The 17,578-nt window shown below is 65.5% G+C and carries 21 protein-coding genes; 2 read left to right on the top strand and 19 right to left on the bottom strand.

Translation table 11 applies throughout. The features are described from left to right. Positions 1–501: 501 nt before the first annotated feature. From merA to A4249_RS11650, 5 genes are all read right to left on the bottom strand, one after another. A complete protein-coding gene (merA, locus tag A4249_RS11670; RefSeq protein ID WP_066552789.1) occupies positions 502–1,986 on the bottom strand; it encodes a mercury(II) reductase in 1,485 nt (494 codons plus the stop codon). Positions 1,987–2,053: 67 nt separating this feature from the next. Next, positions 2,054–3,409, bottom strand: a complete 1,356-nt coding sequence (locus A4249_RS11665) for a dihydrolipoyl dehydrogenase family protein (protein ID WP_021696245.1) — start codon at positions 3,407–3,409, stop codon at positions 2,054–2,056. A gap of 65 nt (positions 3,410–3,474) precedes the next feature. Further along, a complete protein-coding gene (gene merF / locus A4249_RS11660) occupies positions 3,475–3,717 on the bottom strand; it encodes a mercury resistance system transport protein MerF (RefSeq protein ID WP_021696244.1) in 243 nt (80 codons plus the stop codon). Between the two features lie 153 nt (positions 3,718–3,870). Next, the gene (locus tag A4249_RS16355) at positions 3,871–4,200 is read right to left on the bottom strand and encodes a cation transporter (protein ID WP_021696243.1); all 330 of its coding nucleotides are present in this window, start codon (positions 4,198–4,200) and stop codon (positions 3,871–3,873) included. A gap of 12 nt (positions 4,201–4,212) precedes the next feature. Continuing rightward, positions 4,213–4,608, bottom strand: coding sequence for a mercuric transporter MerT family protein (locus tag A4249_RS11650; RefSeq protein ID WP_021696242.1), 396 nt, complete (start codon positions 4,606–4,608; stop codon positions 4,213–4,215). Between the two features lie 77 nt (positions 4,609–4,685). On the opposite strand from A4249_RS11650, the gene A4249_RS11645 reads away from it, so the two are divergent. Together A4249_RS11645 and A4249_RS11640 are read left to right on the top strand one after the other, a co-directional pair. After that, a complete protein-coding gene (locus tag A4249_RS11645; RefSeq protein ID WP_045318677.1) occupies positions 4,686–5,093 on the top strand; it encodes a MerR family transcriptional regulator in 408 nt (135 codons plus the stop codon). Positions 5,094–5,479: 386 nt separating this feature from the next. Beyond that, on the top strand, positions 5,480–5,686 hold the full coding sequence (locus A4249_RS11640) for a hypothetical protein (protein WP_066552787.1): 207 nt from the start codon (positions 5,480–5,482) through the stop codon (positions 5,684–5,686). A 10-nt stretch (positions 5,687–5,696) separates the two neighbouring features. Here A4249_RS11640 and A4249_RS11635 read toward each other — a convergent pair. The 14 genes from A4249_RS11635 to A4249_RS11565 all read right to left on the bottom strand — a co-directional run bounded on the left by A4249_RS11635 (position 5,697) and on the right by A4249_RS11565 (position 17,550). Beyond that, positions 5,697–6,886, bottom strand: a protein-coding gene (locus A4249_RS11635) for an IS3 family transposase (protein WP_165906610.1) whose coding sequence is annotated in 2 segments (ribosomal slippage) — positions 5,697–6,634 and positions 6,634–6,886 — 1,191 coding nt in all. Because the reading frame shifts where the segments join, the coding sequence is not laid out codon by codon here. A gap of 55 nt (positions 6,887–6,941) precedes the next feature. Further along, positions 6,942–8,513: a Mu transposase C-terminal domain-containing protein gene (locus tag A4249_RS11625; RefSeq protein WP_197458382.1), complete on the bottom strand. Its 1,572-nt coding sequence runs from the start codon at positions 8,511–8,513 to the stop codon at positions 6,942–6,944. After that, positions 8,500–9,141, bottom strand: a complete 642-nt coding sequence (locus A4249_RS11615) for a TnsA endonuclease N-terminal domain-containing protein (protein WP_066552783.1) — start codon at positions 9,139–9,141, stop codon at positions 8,500–8,502. Before A4249_RS11615 ends, A4249_RS11625 begins: the two co-directional genes overlap by 14 nt. 179 nt (positions 9,142–9,320) lie before the next feature. Next, complete coding sequence (locus tag A4249_RS11610; RefSeq protein WP_054764187.1) at positions 9,321–9,863, bottom strand: alginate export family protein; 543 nt, start codon at positions 9,861–9,863, stop codon at positions 9,321–9,323. A 315-nt stretch (positions 9,864–10,178) separates the two neighbouring features. After that, positions 10,179–10,664: a methyltransferase family protein gene (locus tag A4249_RS11605; RefSeq protein WP_054764186.1), complete on the bottom strand. Its 486-nt coding sequence runs from the start codon at positions 10,662–10,664 to the stop codon at positions 10,179–10,181. Then, entirely contained in the window at positions 10,661–10,789 is a 129-nt protein-coding gene (locus A4249_RS16630; protein ID WP_137721941.1) for a DUF2474 family protein, read from the bottom strand. The genes A4249_RS11605 and A4249_RS16630 overlap by 4 nt, the downstream gene beginning before the upstream one ends. Further along, positions 10,789–11,790 carry a cytochrome d ubiquinol oxidase subunit II gene (gene cydB / locus A4249_RS11600; RefSeq protein ID WP_054764185.1) on the bottom strand — a complete coding sequence of 334 codons (1,002 nt, stop codon included), beginning with the start codon at positions 11,788–11,790 and terminating at the stop codon, positions 10,789–10,791. Before cydB ends, A4249_RS16630 begins: the two co-directional genes overlap by 1 nt. Continuing rightward, on the bottom strand, positions 11,780–13,207 hold the full coding sequence (locus A4249_RS11595) for a cytochrome ubiquinol oxidase subunit I (protein WP_054764184.1): 1,428 nt from the start codon (positions 13,205–13,207) through the stop codon (positions 11,780–11,782). The genes cydB and A4249_RS11595 overlap by 11 nt, the downstream gene beginning before the upstream one ends. 9 nt (positions 13,208–13,216) lie before the next feature. Continuing rightward, positions 13,217–14,011 (bottom strand): sulfite exporter TauE/SafE family protein, encoded by a 795-nt coding sequence (locus A4249_RS11590; RefSeq protein ID WP_054764183.1) that lies wholly within the window; start codon positions 14,009–14,011, stop codon positions 13,217–13,219. A gap of 8 nt (positions 14,012–14,019) precedes the next feature. After that, entirely contained in the window at positions 14,020–15,297 is a 1,278-nt protein-coding gene (locus tag A4249_RS11585) for an NAD(P)/FAD-dependent oxidoreductase (protein WP_054764182.1), read from the bottom strand. After that, complete coding sequence (locus tag A4249_RS11580; RefSeq protein ID WP_054764181.1) at positions 15,294–15,716, bottom strand: TIGR01244 family sulfur transferase; 423 nt, start codon at positions 15,714–15,716, stop codon at positions 15,294–15,296. The genes A4249_RS11585 and A4249_RS11580 overlap by 4 nt, the downstream gene beginning before the upstream one ends. 29 nt (positions 15,717–15,745) lie before the next feature. After that, on the bottom strand, positions 15,746–16,165 hold the full coding sequence (locus tag A4249_RS11575) for a DUF6691 family protein (RefSeq protein WP_197273334.1): 420 nt from the start codon (positions 16,163–16,165) through the stop codon (positions 15,746–15,748). Continuing rightward, the gene (locus A4249_RS11570) at positions 16,162–16,596 is read right to left on the bottom strand and encodes a YeeE/YedE family protein (RefSeq protein WP_054764180.1); all 435 of its coding nucleotides are present in this window, start codon (positions 16,594–16,596) and stop codon (positions 16,162–16,164) included. The genes A4249_RS11575 and A4249_RS11570 overlap by 4 nt, the downstream gene beginning before the upstream one ends. Before the next feature lie 12 nt (positions 16,597–16,608). Continuing rightward, positions 16,609–17,550 carry an MBL fold metallo-hydrolase gene (locus A4249_RS11565; protein ID WP_054764179.1) on the bottom strand — a complete coding sequence of 314 codons (942 nt, stop codon included), beginning with the start codon at positions 17,548–17,550 and terminating at the stop codon, positions 16,609–16,611. Positions 17,551–17,578: the final 28 nt, after the last annotated feature.

Genomic DNA, 17,578 nt, shown 5'->3' with positions numbered 1-17,578 from the left:
GCCGGTCAGTGGCGGACTCCGCAGGCGGACGAACTGGCCGGCGATCATCACGTTCCTGGTGCTTTCGGTGCTGTCACTAACAGCGGCGCTCGTCTCGACGGGTCCCGACGATGTCGTGCGTTGGGGCGGGGCCATGGGGCTGGTGGTCTTATCATGACGGGCGGGCTGGCCGTTCTCTATCGCCATGCGCCGACGTTCTCGCGGCCAGTGAATGACGCTCAAGATAAGGCGGCATAGGCGGCTCGCCGCGCCGAGCGGCGCGACCGACGGATCAAGGTTCCCGACTCGCGCGCCGTCGCTGATGCGCCAAGAGCGGACACCAACTGCCCGCCAACAAGACGACATTCCAATCGAGGCTCCGGGCTATCGAATGCCTGTGACCTCTCCGAGTGCCAAACACGGGAATCCGCTCTATTGCGGACAACAACATTCTCCGCCGCGATGCACTACCCGACCGTCACCTGATGCTCGGGGGTGAGGCAGCGGCCCAAATTGCTCGCTTCACCCCGCACAGCAGGAGAGCTTTGCTACATCCATGTCGAAGGTCTGTGCGGCGAGTTTCAGACCTTCGACCGTGGTCAGATAGGGGAAGATCGTCGCCCCCAGCTCGGCGGCCGTCATGCCGTGTTTGATCGCCAGCACCATCGTCTGAATTGCGTCCGCGCCTTCGGGGGCCATGATCTGCCCGCCGAGAAGGCGGTCCGTCGTCTTGTCGGCGATCAGTTTGATGAGCCCGCGTGTGTCGCGCGCTGCCAGTGCCCGGGGCACCTGATTGAGTGCGAGCAAGGACACCTTGATATCCAGTCCGCGCGCCCTCGCCGCCGTTTCAGTAAGGCCGACACTCGCGACCTGCGGGTCGGTGAATACCACCGCCGGCATGGTGCTGTTGTCGTAGCGATGGTCATTGCCGCCGACGGCGTTGCGCGCGGCCAGCTTCGCGGCATAGGCCGCCATATAGACGAACTGGTCACGCCCGGTGACGTCCCCGGCTGCGTAGACGCCTGGGGCCGTGGTCTCGAGATGGGCATCGACGACGATCCCGCCATGGCGGGACAATGCGACGCCCCGTGACTCCAGTCCCATGCCGTCACTGTTCGGCTGGCGGCCCGTCGCGATCAGCACCTGCTCTGCGGCGATGACCTCGACCGCCGTATCCCGGTCGCGCGCCGCGCCCTTGCCGGGCGGACGGTCGCAGGTGAGTTCGATCCCGTGCTTCGCGTGCACAATCCGCTGGTAGCCGACCCCGGTGCACACCCTGATACCCTCCGCCTCCAGATAGGTCTTAAGGGCGACGCTGAACTCCGGGTCCATGTCGGGCAACAGCCGGCTGCGGCAACAGATCGTGACGGCCACGCCAAGCCGGGCGAACATCTGTCCCAGTTCAACACCGACTACCCCACCGCCGATCACCAGCAGCGACCGGGGCAAACGTTCAAGCGCCAGCGCCGAAGTGCTAGTGAGCCACGGGACGCTATCCAGCCCCGGAATTTCGGGAACGGCGGCGCGCGCGCCCATCGCCAGAATAATCTTGCCGACCGGCATCGGTGCATCATCGACGAGCAACCTGCCGTCGACAAAGCGCGCCCGGCCTTCGACATAGGTCACGCCCGGATAGGCCGGCAGCAGGTCGACATATTTCTTCTGCCGCAGACCCGCGACCAGCTCATCCTTCGAGGCCGCGAGCGCAGCCCAGTCTTCCAGCTTGAGGCTGCCCCCCAGGCCGGGAAACCGACGGGAAGCCTGGCCGGCATGAACCGCTTCAGCGGCCCGGATCAATGTCTTGGACGGGACGCAGCCGACATTGACGCAGGTGCCGCCGATCGTCCCATGGCCGACCAGCGCCACCCGGGCACCCAGATCGGCTGCGGTGATCGCGGCGGAGAATCCCGCCGACCCCGCGCCGATGACGGCGACGTCGAAACTCGCATGGCCGGATTTTTTCGCGGTACCCGAACAGCAGTCGAGGTCCTTTGCGGGCTTGTTCATCGTGCAGTCCGTTCTGTTGGGTGGGCCAGTAGTGTCATGGGTTCAGCCGACGCGCGCGTGAGTGGCCTCAGACCATCGATCCGATGTCCGAGGCGAAGCTGGGGTAGGCAAAAATCATGGCCTTGATCTGGTTGGCGGTGAGCCCCGCGCCCATGGCCATGGCGAACAGATTGATCTGTTCCTCGGCCCCCGGCCCGATCAGATGCGCGCCGAGGATCAAGCCGGTTTTCTGTTCCACCAGCACCTTGAATCCGCTCGTGGTCGCCCCGACCCGCATCGACGAATACCAGCCGGAGGTCTTCTCGAAATGCGTATCGAACTCCAGACCCTTTTCCGTCGCCGCCGTCTCGGACAGCCCCACGGTCGCGACCGGCGGCAGGGTGAAGACCACGCTGGGTATCGGCGGATAGGACACGAGCCGTGCGTCCTTCCCGGCCAGAAGGTTCTTGCCCGCGATCCGCCCTTCATAGGCCGAGACCGGGGTCAGGTTCAGCCCGCTGTCGGCACAATCCCCGGCGGCGAAAATGGCGGGATTGGTGGTACGCATGGCGGCGTCGACCTTGATTCCGCGCTTCCCGGCGTCCACCCCTGCAGCCGGCAGGTTCAGATGGTCGATATTGGGCACGCGACCGGTCGCATGGACCACCAGATCGCAGGTCAGCACCTGGATGCCGGACGGCGTTTCATAGGACACGGCGAATTCGTCGCCCTGCTTCTCGACCTTGAGGACTTTCGCCTCGGTCTGCACGTCGATGCCCAGTTCGGTCGAGGCCTCCACCAGCATCGCCACCAGATCGGCGTCGAAGGGCCCGAGCGGCCGCCCGGCCATTTCCAGAACCGTGACGGCGCTGGCTCCGGCGCGTTGGGCGATATGGGCGAACTCCATGGCGATGAACCCCCCGCCGACAAAGACGATCCTGTCGGGGCGCTCGGACAACTCCAGAAATTCCGTGCTGGTCGTCAGCAGGTCCTCGCCGGGAATGTTCAGCGTCATCGGCCGTGCGCCGGTGGCGATGTGGAAATGCTTCGCGCGCAGGGTCTCGCCGTTTAGCGTGATCGTATCGCGCCCGATGAAGCGTGCTTCGCCATGCAGCGGGGTGATTCCGGCCTTGCGGAAGCCCGCTTCGATGCGCGACGGCATGGCGTCGGTGAAGGTGCGCTTGAACGCCATCATCTCGGGCCAGTTGACCGAGGGCCGCGCCTCCAGGCCCTTGCCGGCCATGGTGTGGGCCCAGTCCACGCCTTCGGTGACGGCAATCAGCATTTTCTTGGGATCACAGCCCCGCAGCGCACAGGTGCCGCCGTAGGGCAGGCTGTCGATGCTGGCGACTTTCCACCCCGCCGCCGCCGTCATCCGGGCGACGCCGTTGCCGCCGGTCCCGGCCCCGATCACGATCAGGTCGTAGTCATATGTGTCGGTCATGTCAGTCTTCTCCATTTCGGGGGCCTGCAGCCTCTGACGATCGGCGCTGTCCGGTGGGCCGTCGATCAGGTGGTCTTCATCCGCCGCCGACGCCGCCAGACGGCATAGACCGTCAACGCGGCGAACACGGCCAGCGCGGGCAGCAGCACAACATCGAGCCAGCCCGTCAGCGCAGAAAGCCCGACGACGCCCAGCAGCACCACCAGCACCGGAGCAAAGCAGCACAGCGCCACAATGACGGTGCCGATCACCCCCATCCGCAGCAGCAGGCTGTCGGTCCCGTCCGTCTTGTCAGCCTTGTCAGCCATAACGCCGTTTGATCCTGAAGACGCGCAGCCTTCCCCGGCTGCAGCCCGAGGCCGGGATGCACGCGATGCATTGCGTTGGTGGCCTGGTCCCACCCCCATGCGGGGGGGCGGGAGCTCTGGCGCCGATGAAGGCCGTCTTGTTGCCTGCGGGGCCTAGTTTTGTACGACGCGGGCGGGATAGCCGGCATTGGTCGAGGCGGCCGCGATCTGCGCGGCCGTGGCGCGCGCCGGGTCGTAGGTGGCGCGGGCCGTCTTTGCGGCGAAGTCCACTTCGACCGAGTTGACGCCCGGCACGCTCTCCATCGCCCTGCGCACCGTGATCGGGCAGGTGGCGCAGGTCATGTGCTCAATGGCGAAAGTCGTCTGCTGCTGGGCAGCGGCGGTCGCCGCCGGACGGTTCTGTGCCGGTCCATCAAACGCGACGGCGGCACCGACGCCAGCCACGGCCACAACGGCCAGGCCGATCAGAAATGTCTTTTTCATGGGTCTTTCCTCTCAGTAAAAATAGGGAGCCCACCAGTTGAGGGTGAGCGCGATGATGACGACGGCCAACCCGAACCAAAGGGCCAGTTTCGTGGTCCGCGCCGATTGCGGGCGAGCGCAGTAGGTCCCGTCCTCGCAGGGCGGCTTCGGCTTGAAATAGACGTGCCAGAACCCGTAGCCGAGCAGGGCCAGGGTGACGGCGGCGACATAGGGTTTGTACGGCTCAAGCGCCGTCAGGTTGGCGATCCACGCCCCTGAAATGCCAAGCATGACCAGCACCAGCGGAACGATGCAGCAGGCCGACGCCAGCACCGCGCCGATCAGCGCGCCGCCCGCGATCCATCGGCCCTGCTTCGCGCCCTCGTCCGGCGTTGATGCCGGTGGCTCCGGCTCCGGTGCTGAAAACATCGATAAGTTCTCTCGATTTCTTTCTGACTGATTTCAGCGTAATCCCTGTAGTTGCTACAGACACAAGGGCTTTTTTCATGGTGCTTCAGACGGGCTTGTTGCGGGCCCAATTGGCGAAGCTGACCGGGTGCAACCTCGAAACCATCCGCTATTACGAGAAGGTCGGACTGCTGCCCCCGCCGCCTCGTTCGGCCAACGGTTACCGGGTCTATTCGCCAGACCTGACGCAGCGGTTACGGTTCATCCTGCGTGCGCGGGATATCGGCTTCTCGATGGAGGAGACCCGCTCGCTGCTGGCGCTGACAGACACCGGGACCCAGACCTGTGCCGAGGTCAAACACAAGACCGAAGTGCAGCTGGAGGATGTGCGCGCCAAGATTGCCGATCTGCGGCGGATGGAACGGATCCTCGCCAACGCCGCCGCGAAATGCTCGGGCGGGGAAGTACCGGAATGCCCGGTTCTGGAGGCGCTTACGTCAGACTGAGGGCGCAGAGCGGACCCTGGTAAGGTCTGAAATGAGTCATCAGCCGACAGTTAGTTCTAGATAGACCGATTGCTGCGGGTCAGTTCCGTTGTGGGGCGACGGCGCTTGGTTGAATAGCTCTGTCGCCCCACAACTCTTACCGATGCCGTGTCCAGCTTGGCGCAAGCCGTCCACACGAACTGACCAGAGGCACCCAATTGTTTGGCTCCACACAGACAGCGGCGCCTCGTCCGCTATTGTCTTCCAAAAGGCGGGGGCATCTCCCCCCCTACTTCAGAGGCCAATCCCATTTCAGCCACTGGAAATCGCACAGCCGTTAAGCTTCCGGTTGTGATGTCCCTGGATGTTCGGCCGTTCCGAAAATAGGCCTTAGTGCGAGTTTAGCGTTGTCACAGCCTCCCTGCAGGCGCCCCGCCTATGCGTTCGATGACTTCCCCGAGGACGACGCCGTCTGGGAAGTGGTGATGTACGGCACCGTGGATTCCACCCCTGTCGCTTGGATGGGTGAGGTGCTGCTGGCGGATTGGCGCTGGCGCTTCAGAGAAGGCTCACAGCCTTTGCCACAGATGCGCCTGCTGCGCCGGGTGACGTGACCCCCGTTTCTCATCCAGCCATAACGAGAGTCCTAGGTTGATCTGAGCTGTGATCGGCTGGGTTGGCAAGAGGCCGGTCTGCGCAGCCATCAACCAGCGCAGCAGGCCGGCCGATGTGTCCGGTGAGCGCTTCTGCATAAGCCTGCGGCGTCAGCCACCCGAGCTTCGAGTGCGGACGCTGCTCGTTGTAATCGCGTCGCCACGCCTCCAGCACGGCGCGAGCGTGCGGCAGCGAGCGGAACAGCGTCTCGTTCAGCAGCTCGTCACGCAGCCGCCCGTTGAAGCTTTCGTTGAAGCCGTTCTGCTGGGGCTTGCCCGGCGCGATGTAGTGCCAGCCGACGCCGGTGTCGTCGGCCCAGGCCAGGACCGCGTTCGAGGTGTACTCCGTGCCGTTGTCGCTGACGATGGTGTCGGGCCGCCCTCGCTGCCGGATGACGGCGTCCAACTCCCGCACGACCCGCGCGCCCGACAGCGAGGTGTCGGCCACCAGCGCCAGGCACTCGCGCGTACAGTTATCGATCACCGTCAGGATGCGGAAGCGCCGCCCGTCCGTCAGCTGGTCTGCGACGAAGTCCAGCGACCAGCGCTGGTTGGGCGCCAGCGGCAGGTCCAGCGGTCGCCGCGTGCCCATCGCTCGCTTCCGGCCGCCGCGCCGGCGCACCGTCAGTTGCTCGTCGCGATAGATCCGCTGGACCCGTTTCCTGTTGACCGCATGGCCCTCGCGCCGCAGCAGCACGTGCAGGCGACGATAGCCGAACCGTCGACGTTCCTGGGCCAGGGCCTTCAGCCGGTCGCGCAGAGCGCCGTCGTCCGGGCGCGTCGCCTGATAGCGCACGCTCGTCCGATCGACGCCCAGAACACGGCACGCCCGCCTTTCGCTCATCTCGTAGGCGGCCTGCAGATGGCCAGCCGCCTCGCGATAGCCGGCGGGCGTCACCACTTTTTTCCCAGCAGGTCCTTCAGGGCCACGTTGTCCAGCATCGCGTCCGCCAGCATCCGCTTCAGCCGGGCGTTCTCATCCTCGAGCGCCTTGAGCCGCCGAGCCTCCGACACGTCGAGCCCGCCAAACTTGGCCTTCCATTTGTAAAAGGTCGCCGAGCTGACCCCGTGGCGTCGGCACACCTCCGCCGTCGCTACACCGGCCTCCTGCTCCCGCAGGATCCCGATGATCTGCTCTTCCGTGAACCTCGATCGCTTCATTCTGTCCGTCCTTCGTTGGGCGGACTCTAGCTATTCCTGGAGGAGTTTCAGGGGGTCACGTCACGATGCTCATGGGGCTTCTGTAGCGGACGGTCAGATAGACCTTGTTGTCCGGATCCCAGACGTACACCTCCGAAACATCGCGAGGGTCGCGGCGGACAGTGAAGGTCTTGCTTGGCGTCTTCGCATGTCGCTGACGCAGGGCGACCAAGCCGTCGGAATCGTAGTGGAAGAGATCCCACTGAACACCATAGCTTTGTAGCGTCCGCTCGGTCTTCGGCATCAGTTCCTTGCGCCAGAAATCGAGATTGTCGACTTCGTCAGGCAGCTTGTTGATCTGCCTGGTCCCTTCGAAGAAGTACGAGCGCCATTTCTCCAGCGGGGTCATGCCGAGCGTGGAATGCTTGGTGTTGATGTGTTCCTTGATGACGCTGAGGAGGTAGAGTTCAAGCTCCCCAAGCGTGAGGCTGGCGGACTTCCTCGGGTCGGGAAGCTTTGCGCGCTCGCGAATATTCGATCCGGTCGCGCCAGGGAGGTGCTTCACGCTGAACGCTAGCTTGCCAAAGTAGCGTTCGATGTGGGGGCCATATCGAGGCGTCTTGACCTTCCGGTTCATCAGCTCCCCGTCCACGTTGGCCATGAACTGTCGAAGCATGGAGCCCCTGAACTCCTTGGCATTGTCCGCATGGATCATCTTAGGGAAGCCCCAAACGGGCCACTCCATCTCCACGCCCAGGTCGGCGAGCCATCGTTCTTTGCGTGTGATCGAATGGAAAATCGCGAGACCGGCGCTGGAGGCGCCGGTAGGATCCAGAGAGAGATAGTAGCCGATGGGCATGAAGCTGAATGTGTCGATCACCATCGTCAGCCGAGGTCGGCCGATGGGGAGGCGATCAACGCTGTCCACCACTTCGAGATCGTAATCCCAATAATCGATCTGGACTGAACTGAGCGGCGCCTCAGCGAAAGGATAGCTGCCCATCAGGCGCTTCTTAGCGTCGTGCGATGCCCGCTTGCCCTGGCGCGCCTCGATGACCTCGATCGGGTCTAGCGCCGCGATGCGAGCGTAGAAGGTGGCGAGAACCGGAGGGCGTAAACCGGCCTTTGCGAATTCGATTTCGAGGTGTTCCTTGTACACCGTCATAGGGGCGGGCTGATTTTTGACCAGGTAATGCTTCCTGATGATGGCATCGAGGAGGGCGTCTCGCTCGGCGCTCATACGCCGCTGTCCGCGCGCGCCTTGCCCGCCCTTGGGAAGCAAGCTCATGACCGAGCCGGTGTAGCCTTTCACACGGCGATAGACGGTCGCTCGATCAACCCCGAGCACCTTGCCGGCTTCGATTATGAAGTCCGACTTTTCACCACGCGAGATGGCGCCGGTGAGAAGGGGTTTGAGGACTTCCCACCAACGGTAAGCTTCCTCGGTCTCTTTAGCGCTATAGTCGTCCAGAGTGCGGATCGGTGCGCTTACGCTTCGTGGATCGTCGATGTCCTTACGCCCGACGAGGCGATGTTCCTCGCTCTCGAAGCGGACCAGATAACTGTCCAGGTCGAGTACGCGAACGATAGTGGCAGGGCGCTTGCCGATCGTGACATTGACGCCGGCGTCTAACCTAAGTCCCTTCAAGCAATGCTCCGATTTTCGCATTCACCCACCACGTCAGAGGCGTATCGTCGGTGAGAGGCTTGTTGAGGTCGCCAATCAGAAGCTCCGCACCCAGCATGTAATAGAGGGCTTCCATAACGACGCCGCGAATGGCCCCTTCCTCCTCCAGCCGGAAACGGATGTCGCCTAGTCGGTGCGTCCCCTTGGCGAGGACAATCGCCTGCACCCGACGCACCATTTCCTGATCTACGCTGCCTCGCAGGGTCGGGGCGATCAGCTCGGCGTTCACCTGACGCTGTGTGCGAATGGTGCGTTCGGTCACCACGCGGTAGCCGACATCTCTCTCGGCGAAATACCGGCGAGCGGCGCGGTACTTCGGCGCCAGTGTTCCATACCCCGAGCGTAGGATCGCCAGCGGTTTCACCTCGAAGACCACGCGTCGAAAGCCGTGAGGCCAAGGCGAGCGTGTCTGCCAGACCGCCATGATGTCGGGCGTATAGGTACGCGCCTGGCCATCGACCGTAAGACTGATCGTCATCGGCTGAGTGACCACGTCGCGGATGTGGCCGTCCACCTCCAGCGACATCAGGAAATCGCGTTCCAGTTTGGACTCGTAAAGAAGCGGTCCGCTCGGATAGCGCGAGGGCATCTGCCCTGTCACTGAGCGGCGGCCCGGCGGAATGCGTCGGCGCTTATGCACTTCGGTATCTTGTCGCATTATTTGCCAAAGTCCTAGATTTTGTCGCAGTTTTTGGTGGATGAAATCGGAGCTTTGGGCACCGCTAACGGGTCATTTCAGGCTTGGTTTGTCGCACCGGGTGCCGGAACTCACACCTGGGCCGCCGCCTCGACCTCGACATCCCACGCCCCGGCCGCCGGCGAATGGCGCCAACGGACGCCGGGCGTCGCCAGCCGGCGGTTTCGGGTCTGCTGGTCCGCGTCATCGCTTTCGGTCAGGCCGTAGACATAGAGGTCGAGCGACCGCCGCTGGCCGAGGTCGCGAGTCCAAAACAGGCCGGCGAACTGCAGGTTGGAACTCTCTCGATCCCACGCGATCCGATTGTCCTCGATGGCGGCCCTGTCGTCCGGCAACCGCACCTGCGGCATGACCCAGAAGGCCGTCAGCGCGCCGTCGGCCAGGGGCGTGTCGAAACGGGCGCCGGTATAGGCGTTGGTGGTGTTGCGAAAATTCTGGCGAGAAACGAAACGCTTGGAACCCAGATCCATGGTGAAGCGGCCGAGTTTCAGTGTCCGCTCACGTCGCGCGCCGAGACGGATCTTGGCGTAGGCCTGAACCAACTCCAGCGCATTGACCTCGCCAACGCCGACCGACGACAGCGGACCTTGCCCGAACGCCCGCGAATCGAACACCTCGCCCGAACGTCACGTGACCCACATCCCGCTCGACGGCCAGCGTCAGCCGCGTCGTCAGGACGGCGTCGCTTGGCTCCGCCATCGGACAAAACTGGCCTGACAGCGTCTCTCCCCGCGCGCGCGCCGATCCGGAGACGCGCCAGCTATCCTGGGCGTCCGTGGGTTGCCCGGCGGCGGCGATCGCACCGCTCATGAGGAGGCCCATCAGCACCGGACAAGCGTTCCCGTGGTTGGCGCGGGCCTCTTGATGTCTCCCATCGTCGTTTCCTGCTGCGTTTTGTCGCAACAGGCCGGGCCAAGCTTAAGCCAGCCTTAAGGTGATTGCGACGGCATCCGCCGCCCAAACCAGCGGTCCACGCGATCGGCGTAGGCGGACCAGGCTGGCCCGAAGAGGGCCGTCAGGTGTCGTTCCTCGCGCCGGATGGCGAGGCGGTCGGTGGCGAAGGCGGCGACGGGGGCGGCCACGAAGAACCAGGCGTTGTCGAACAGGCCGCCGAGGCCGAGCAGCAGCAGGCCGTTGGCGAGATAGATCGGGTTGCGGCTCCAGGCGAACGGACCGGTCGTGACCAGAGCGGTCGCCGCCCGGTGCGGCAGGATGTTGGCGCGCCACCGCCGCATCACCAGCATGGCCCAGAGGTCCAAACCAAGGGCGAGCCCGACCAGGAGGCCGCCAGCGGCGAAGGCGCCGGGGAAGAGAGCGGGCGGGGACCACAGACGCGCCGTGATGAGCGCGACAAGGACGGCGCCGCCCGTGATGAGCGGCGGCCAGGGCCAGCGGTTCGGCGCCTGCGGGCTCACCCCCCGGCCAGCTTGAGAACGCCGCGCAGCAGATAGGCGACGATGCCCAGGACGCCCACGCCCAGCGCCCAGAGCGCGACGAACCAGAGGCCCTGCCGGAGCCCGTTTGTGGAGCCGCGACGCATCAGTGGTAACCGTCGTCGCCGACCTTGCCGCGGAACACCCAGTAGGCGTAGGCGGTGTAGGCTAGGATGATCGGGATCAGGATCAGGGCGCCGACCAGCATGAACAGCTGGCTGGAGGCGGGAGCTGCGGCCTGCCAGAGGGTGATCTCGTCGGGTACGGCGTAAGGGAAGACGCTGACGCCCAGCCCGGCGAAGGTCACCGCGAACAGGCCCAGCGACAGCAGGAAGGGCCAGACCTCACGCTTCTGACGCATGGTCCAGAAGAAGGCGGCCGCGACGATCAGGACGAGCAACGGCACCTGGGCCGTCAGAAGCACGCCGGGCCAGTCGAACCACCGGCGGGCGTATTCGCCGTCGAGGAACGGGGTGGCCAGGCTGACCGCGCCGATCATCAGCAGGGTCGCCGGACCCAGTTTCCAGGCCTGCGAGCGCGCGTGGGTCTGGAGCGCGCCTTCCGTCTTCATGTTCAGCCAGGTGGCGCCCAATAGGGCGTAGCCGACGACGACGGCGGCGCCGGTCAGCAGGCTGAAGGGGCTGAGCCAGTCCCACGAGCCGCCGCCGTAGGCGCGACCGGACACCTCGACCCCTTGCAGAATGGCCCCGAGGGTCACGCCCTGGGAGAAGGCGGCCAGCAGGGAGCCGCCAAAGAAAGCGACATCCCAGATGGGCTTGGCCCGCACCGTCCGCCAGCGATATTCGAAGGCGACGCCCCGGAAGACCAGCCCCAGAAGCATGGCGATGATCGGCGTGTAGACCGCCGGCATCAACACGGCGTAAGCGAGCGGGAAGGCGGCGAACAGACCGCCGCCGCCCAGGATCAGCCAGGTTTCGTTGCCGTCCCACACCGGGGCGATCGAGTTCATCGCCTTGTCGCGCTGATCGCCGGCCTTCAGTGTCGGGAACAGGATGCCGACGCCCAGGTCGAACCCGTCCATGACGATATAGGCGAAGACGGCGAAGGCCAGCAGGCCGGCCCAGACCAGGGTCAGATCAACGCTCATGATCGGTCTCCTCGCCGGTCGGGATGGGGCGGTCCGGGTCGATGGCGGGGGCGGGGGTGATGCCCGCCGTGCGGATCGGGGTTTCCGCCACGCCCGGCTCGTCCCGGTGCGGCGCATGGCTCATCAGACGCAGGATGTAGAAGACCCCGGCGCCGAAGACGGTGAAATAGACCACGGCGAAGGCGGCCAGGGAGGTTGCGACGGCGGGCGCCGCCAGGGGCGCAGCGCTGTCGGCGGTGCGCAGCAGCCCATAGACGGTCCAGGGCTGGCGGCCGACCTCGGTGGTGATCCAGCCCGCCAGCACGGCGACGAAGCCCATCGGTCCCATGATCAGGGCGAAGCGGTGCAGCCAGGGGGCGTCGTAAAGGCGTTTGCGCAGCCGGGCGTACAGCCCCCACAGCCCCAGCATCAGCATGGCCATGCCGAGGCCAACCATGACGCGGAAGGACCAGAAGACGATCTCCACCGGCGGCCAGTCTGCACGATCGATGGTGTCCAGACCCGCCAGGGGCGCGTTCGGATCGTGCTTCAGGATCAGGGACGACAGCTTGGGGATCTCGACCGCGCCGTGGACGGTGGCCGCCTCTCGGTCAGGAATGCCGAACAGGATCAGCGGCGCCCCGTCCGGGTGGCTTTCGAAATGGCCTTCCATCGCCATGACCTTGGCGGGCTGATGCTCCAGGGTGTTCAGCCCGTGCATGTCGCCGATGAAAATCTGGACCGGGGCGGCGACCAGGATCATGCCCATGGCCATGGCGAACATCTTACGCGCCCCCTTGTTGGTCCGCTCCTTCATCAGGTGCCAGGCCCCGACCGCGCCGACCACGAGGCCGGTGGTCAGATAGGCCGCCAGCAGCATGTGGGCGAGGCGATAGGGGAAGGAGGGATTGAAGACGATCTTGAACCAGTCGGCCGGTACGAACTGGCCGACCTCGTTGATGGCGTAGCCTTGCGGCGTCTGCATCCAGCTGTTCACCGACAGGATCCAGAAGGCCGAGGCGAAGGTGCCGATTGCGACCATCAGGGTGGCCAGGAAGTGCAGTTTCTTGCCCACGCGGTTCAGGCCGAAGAGCATCACGCCCAGGAAACCCGCCTCCAGGAAGAAGGCGCTGAGCACCTCATAGGCCATCAGGGGGCCGATGACCGGACCGGCCTTGTCGGAAAAGACCGACCAATTGGTGCCGAACTGGTAGGACATGACCAGGCCCGAGACGACGCCCATGCCGAAGGCGACGGCGAAGATCTTCAGCCAATATTTGAACAGGTTCAGATAGAGGTCTCGCCCCGTCTTCAGCCACAGGGCCTCCAGCACGGCCAGATAGCTGGCGAGGCCAATGGAGAAGGCCGGGAAGACGATGTGGAAGGCGACGGTGAAGGCGAACTGCATCCGCGCCAGGATCAGGGCGTCAAGTTCCATGGTGTGGTCTCACCCGATCAGGCCGAGCGCGCCGGCGCTGCGGTAAAGCATATAGAAGGCGACGACGAAGATCAGCCCGGCGAAGACGGTGTTCAAGACGCCTTTTTGTCCCGACAGCGCCTTGGCCAACCGCGCGCCGACGAGGCCCCCCAAAACGCCGCCGCCGATGAACACCGCCGCCAGGGGCCAGTCGACCCAGCCGTCCAGAGCGTAGTTGAAGGCCGTGGTCAGGCCGAAGGCGGTGACGCCGACAAGCGATGAGCCAACCGCATAATAGATCGGCATCCGGGTCGAGAACATCAGGCTGGGCACGATCAGGAAGCCGCCGCCGATGCCGAAGAAGCCCGACATCACGCCCGTGGCCAGGCCCGTGCCGACGAGCTTGGGTGCATTGCGGCGATCAAGCTGGACGTTCGGGTCACCGCCGGCGGAGCGGCCCCGCAACATCAGCACCCCGACGACAAGCATCAGGACGGCGAAAAGGGCCAGCAGCTTCTGACCGTCCACGGCCTTGCCCAGGCTCGAACCCAGAAAGGCTCCGAGCACCCCAGCGACCGCGAACAGACTGGCGATTTTCCATTTCACCGTGCCGTGGCGGGCATGATTGATCACATTGGCGAAGGCGTTGGCGGCCACGGCGAAGGCGCTGGTGCCGATCGCCAGATGCGGCTCCTTGACCCCGACCAGATAGACGATCAGCGGCACGGCCAGGATGGACCCGCCGCCGCCGACCAGGCCCAGGGTGAAGCCGACGAGCGAGCCGGCGCCGGCGCCGAGGCCGTACTGCAGCGGAGACAGGTCCATGATCAGGCTCAGGCGACAGCAGGGCGAAGCTGGGGGGCGGGTTCGATGTGGTGGGGGCCGGCCAGCCATTCGCGACCGCGCAACATCCCAAGCCAGTAGATTTCGGGCAGGGCCTGGGCCTTCAGATGCCAGGCCAGACGGGTCGGCTTGGTCCCGTCGAGCATCCATTTCGGGAAGCTGGGCAGGAGCTTGCCGCCATAGCCGAACTCGGCCAGCACGATCTTGCCGCGCTCGACCGTGAGCGGACATGAGCCATAGCCGTCATAGACCGCCCGCATCGGCTGGCCGTCCAGCAGCGACAGGATGTTCTCGGCCACCACGGGCGCCTGTTTGCGGGCGGCCGCAGCAGTCTTGGCGTTGGGCGCCGAACAGGCGTCGCCCAGACCGAAGACGTTTTCGAACCGCTTGTGGCGCAAGGTGGCGTCATCCACCTCGATCCAGCCGCTTTCGGCGGCCAGCGGACTTTCGCGAATGACGTCCGGCGCGGTCTGCGGCGGGCAGACGTGCAGGAAGTCGAACTCGCGCCGAACCTGACTGACTTCGCCTTCCGCGTTCGTCACGGCGAAGGTCGCCGTCCTGGCAGGACCATCCACCGCGACCAGTTTCGATCCGAAGTTCAGGTCGATGCGGTATTTGCGAACATATTCCATCAGGGCCGGGACGTAGTCCTTGACCCCGAACAGCACGGGCCCGGCGTTGTGGAATTCGATCTCGATGTCGTTTCGGCCGTGGTCGCGCCAGTGATCGGCCGACAGATACATGGCCTTCTGCGGGGCGCCGGCGCATTTGATCGGCATGGGCGGCTGGGTGAAGATCGCCCGGCCGCTCTTCATCGCCTGCACCAGCTTCCAGGTGTAGGGCGCCGTCTCATAGCCGTAGTTGGAAGTGACGTTGTTGCGCCCGAGCGTTTCCGCCAGGCCCGGGATGGCGCCCCAGTCCAGCTTCAGTCCCGGCGCCGCGACCAGCATGCGATAGCCGATCCAGCGGCCGTCGGTCAGTTCGACGCGATCGTGGATGGGGTCGAAAGCCGCGACCGAACCCCGCACCCACTGGGCGCCTCGGGGGATCAGGTCCTCGGTGCGGCGCCGGGTCCGCTCGGGCGTGAAGACGCCGGCGCCGACCATGGTCCAGCCAGGCTGATAGTAGTGATGCTCGGACGGCTCGACGATGCGGACGTCGAGACCCGGGCGACGGCGCAGGAGGCTGGCGGCTGTGGCGATGCCGGCGGATCCGCCGCCGACGATCAGGACATCGCAGGACTCCAAGGGGGCGTACTGGGCGCTCATGATGCGGCTCCTTCAAGACGGGGACGCAGGGCGCCGAGGTCGTAGCCGGCGCTCTTGGCGCGGGCGATCAGATTTTCAGGAGTTTGTGCGCCGGCGTTCGCCAGCGCCCACAGGGTGGTCGTGCGCGTACCGGTGCGGCAGAAGCCGAACACAGGCTGGGGCAGGTTGGCCAGAGCCTCGCGGAAGTCCGCCACGTCCTGGTCGGAGATGGCGCCGCCGACCACGGGGACATGGGCGAAAGCCAGTCCCGCAGCCTCGGCGGCCTGGCGCAGATCTTCGGCGCTGGGCTGGCCGGGCTCTTCGCCGTCGGGTCGGTTGGAGATCACCGACCGGAAACCCTGGGCCGCGATGGCGGGCAGGTCTTCCGGGGCGATCTGGGGCGAGGCGGACAGGGCCTCGTCCAGGGGGCGGATATCCATGGCTTTGTCTCCCTAGGGTCTTTTCTGGTTCAGGCGTTTCGGTCGAGCGTCAGGCGGAACAGCGCCATGCCGGCTACGAGGGCGCCCACGAAGACGAAGGCCTGCCAGGCGCCGGTCGTCAGGGCCGCCAGCGCGGGGCCGGGGCACAGACCGACCAGGCCCCAGCCCAGGCCGAACAGGACGGCCCCGCCGACCAAGGGGGTGTCGATGTTGCGGCTCTCAGGCACATGGAAGGTGTCAGCCGCGACCGGAGCCTCCATGCGCCGGCGGATCAGATAGGCGATGGCGGAGGGGATCAGCGCCCCGCCCATAACGAAGGCCAGCGAGGGGTCCCAGGCGCCCGTCACATCCAGGAAGGCCAGGACGCGGGCCGGGTTGATCATGTCGGACACCACCATGCCGGCGCCGAACAGCAGGCCGCACAGGACTGCGACGATCAGCCGGTTCACGCCAGGCCTCCCAACAGGTGTCGGGTGATGAAGACGGTGAGCGCCGCGACCGCCATGAAGACGCCGGTGGCCACGATGGAGCGGGGCGACAGGCGGGCCAGGCCGCAGACGCCGTGGCCGCTGGTGCAGCCCGAGCCCCAGCGGGTGCCGAAGCCGACGATCAGGCCGCCGAGCACCAGCAGCCAGACCTCCGAAGTGATCTGCACCTCGGGCCTGCGGATCAGCGCCGAGGCCAGGGCCGCGCCGCCCAGCAGGCCGGCGATGAAAAGCAGGCCCAGAATGCGCGGCGCGCCTTTTGACAGGCCGGTCGCTGCGGCGGTCAGGCCGGAAATCCCGGCCACGCGCCCGTTGAGCAGCAGATAGAGGCCAGCCGACAGGCCGACCAGCAGACCGCCGGCCAGCGGCCAGATGAAGGGGAGGGGCTCAAGCATCGGGGGCTCGTCTCACAGCGCGTTGAGCGGGACCTTGAGGTAGCGCACCCCATTGTCCTCGGGCTCGGGCGGGCGGCCGCCGTTCATGTTCACCTGAACCGACGGCAGGATCAGCTTGGGCATGGGAAGGGTGGCGTCGCGCTGGGTGCGCATGGCCACGAACTCGTCCTCGCTGACGTCGTCGCGGATATGAATATTGCCGGTGCGTTGGGCGCCGATGGTGGTCTCCCAGGCGAACTCGGTCCGGCCCGGGGGCGCCTTGTAATCGTGACACAGGAAGACCCGCGCCTCGTCCGGCAGGGAGGTCAGGCGATGGATCGAGCGATACAGGGTCCGGGCGTCGCCGCCAGGGAAGTCGCAGCGCGCCGTGCCGTAGTCGGGCATGAACATGGTGTCGCCGGGGAAGACGGCGTCGCCGATGACATAGGCCAGACAGGCCGGGGTGTGGCCGGGCACATGCAGGACCGTGGCCTTCAACCCGCCGATCTCGAACCGGTCGCCGTCGTTGAACAGATGGTCGAACTGGCTGCCGTCGCGGCGGAAGTCGGTTCCTTCGTTGAAGATCTTGCCGAAGACCGCCTGGACGGTGAGGATCTCATGGCCGATGGCGAGCTGACCGCCGAGCTTTTCCTGAAGATAGGGCGCCGCCGACAGGTGATCGGCATGGGCGTGCGTCTCGAGCAGCCACTGAACCGTGAGACCTTCGGATTTTACGTAATCAATGAGCGCATCGGCCGAAGCGTGCGTGGTGCGGCCCGAAGCCGGATCGTAGTCCAGCACGCTGTCAATGATGGCGCAGACATCGGAGCCGGGATCGCGCACGACATGGCTGACGGTGAAGGTGGCCTCGTCGAAGAATGATTTGACCAAGGGGCGTTGAGCGGGATCGGCGAGCGCGGCGCGCACGATGTCGGCGGCGTGGTCGCGGGCGGGATCGGGGATGGGCGAGGACATGGCGTGTCTCCGTTTCGGTGACTCAACA

Source organism: Brevundimonas sp. GW460-12-10-14-LB2 (genome assembly GCF_001636925.1).
Lineage (GTDB): Bacteria > Pseudomonadota > Alphaproteobacteria > Caulobacterales > Caulobacteraceae > Brevundimonas > Brevundimonas vesicularis.
The sequence above is the reverse complement of the archived record's forward strand: the minus strand, read 5'-3'. Positions and strand labels throughout refer to the sequence as shown.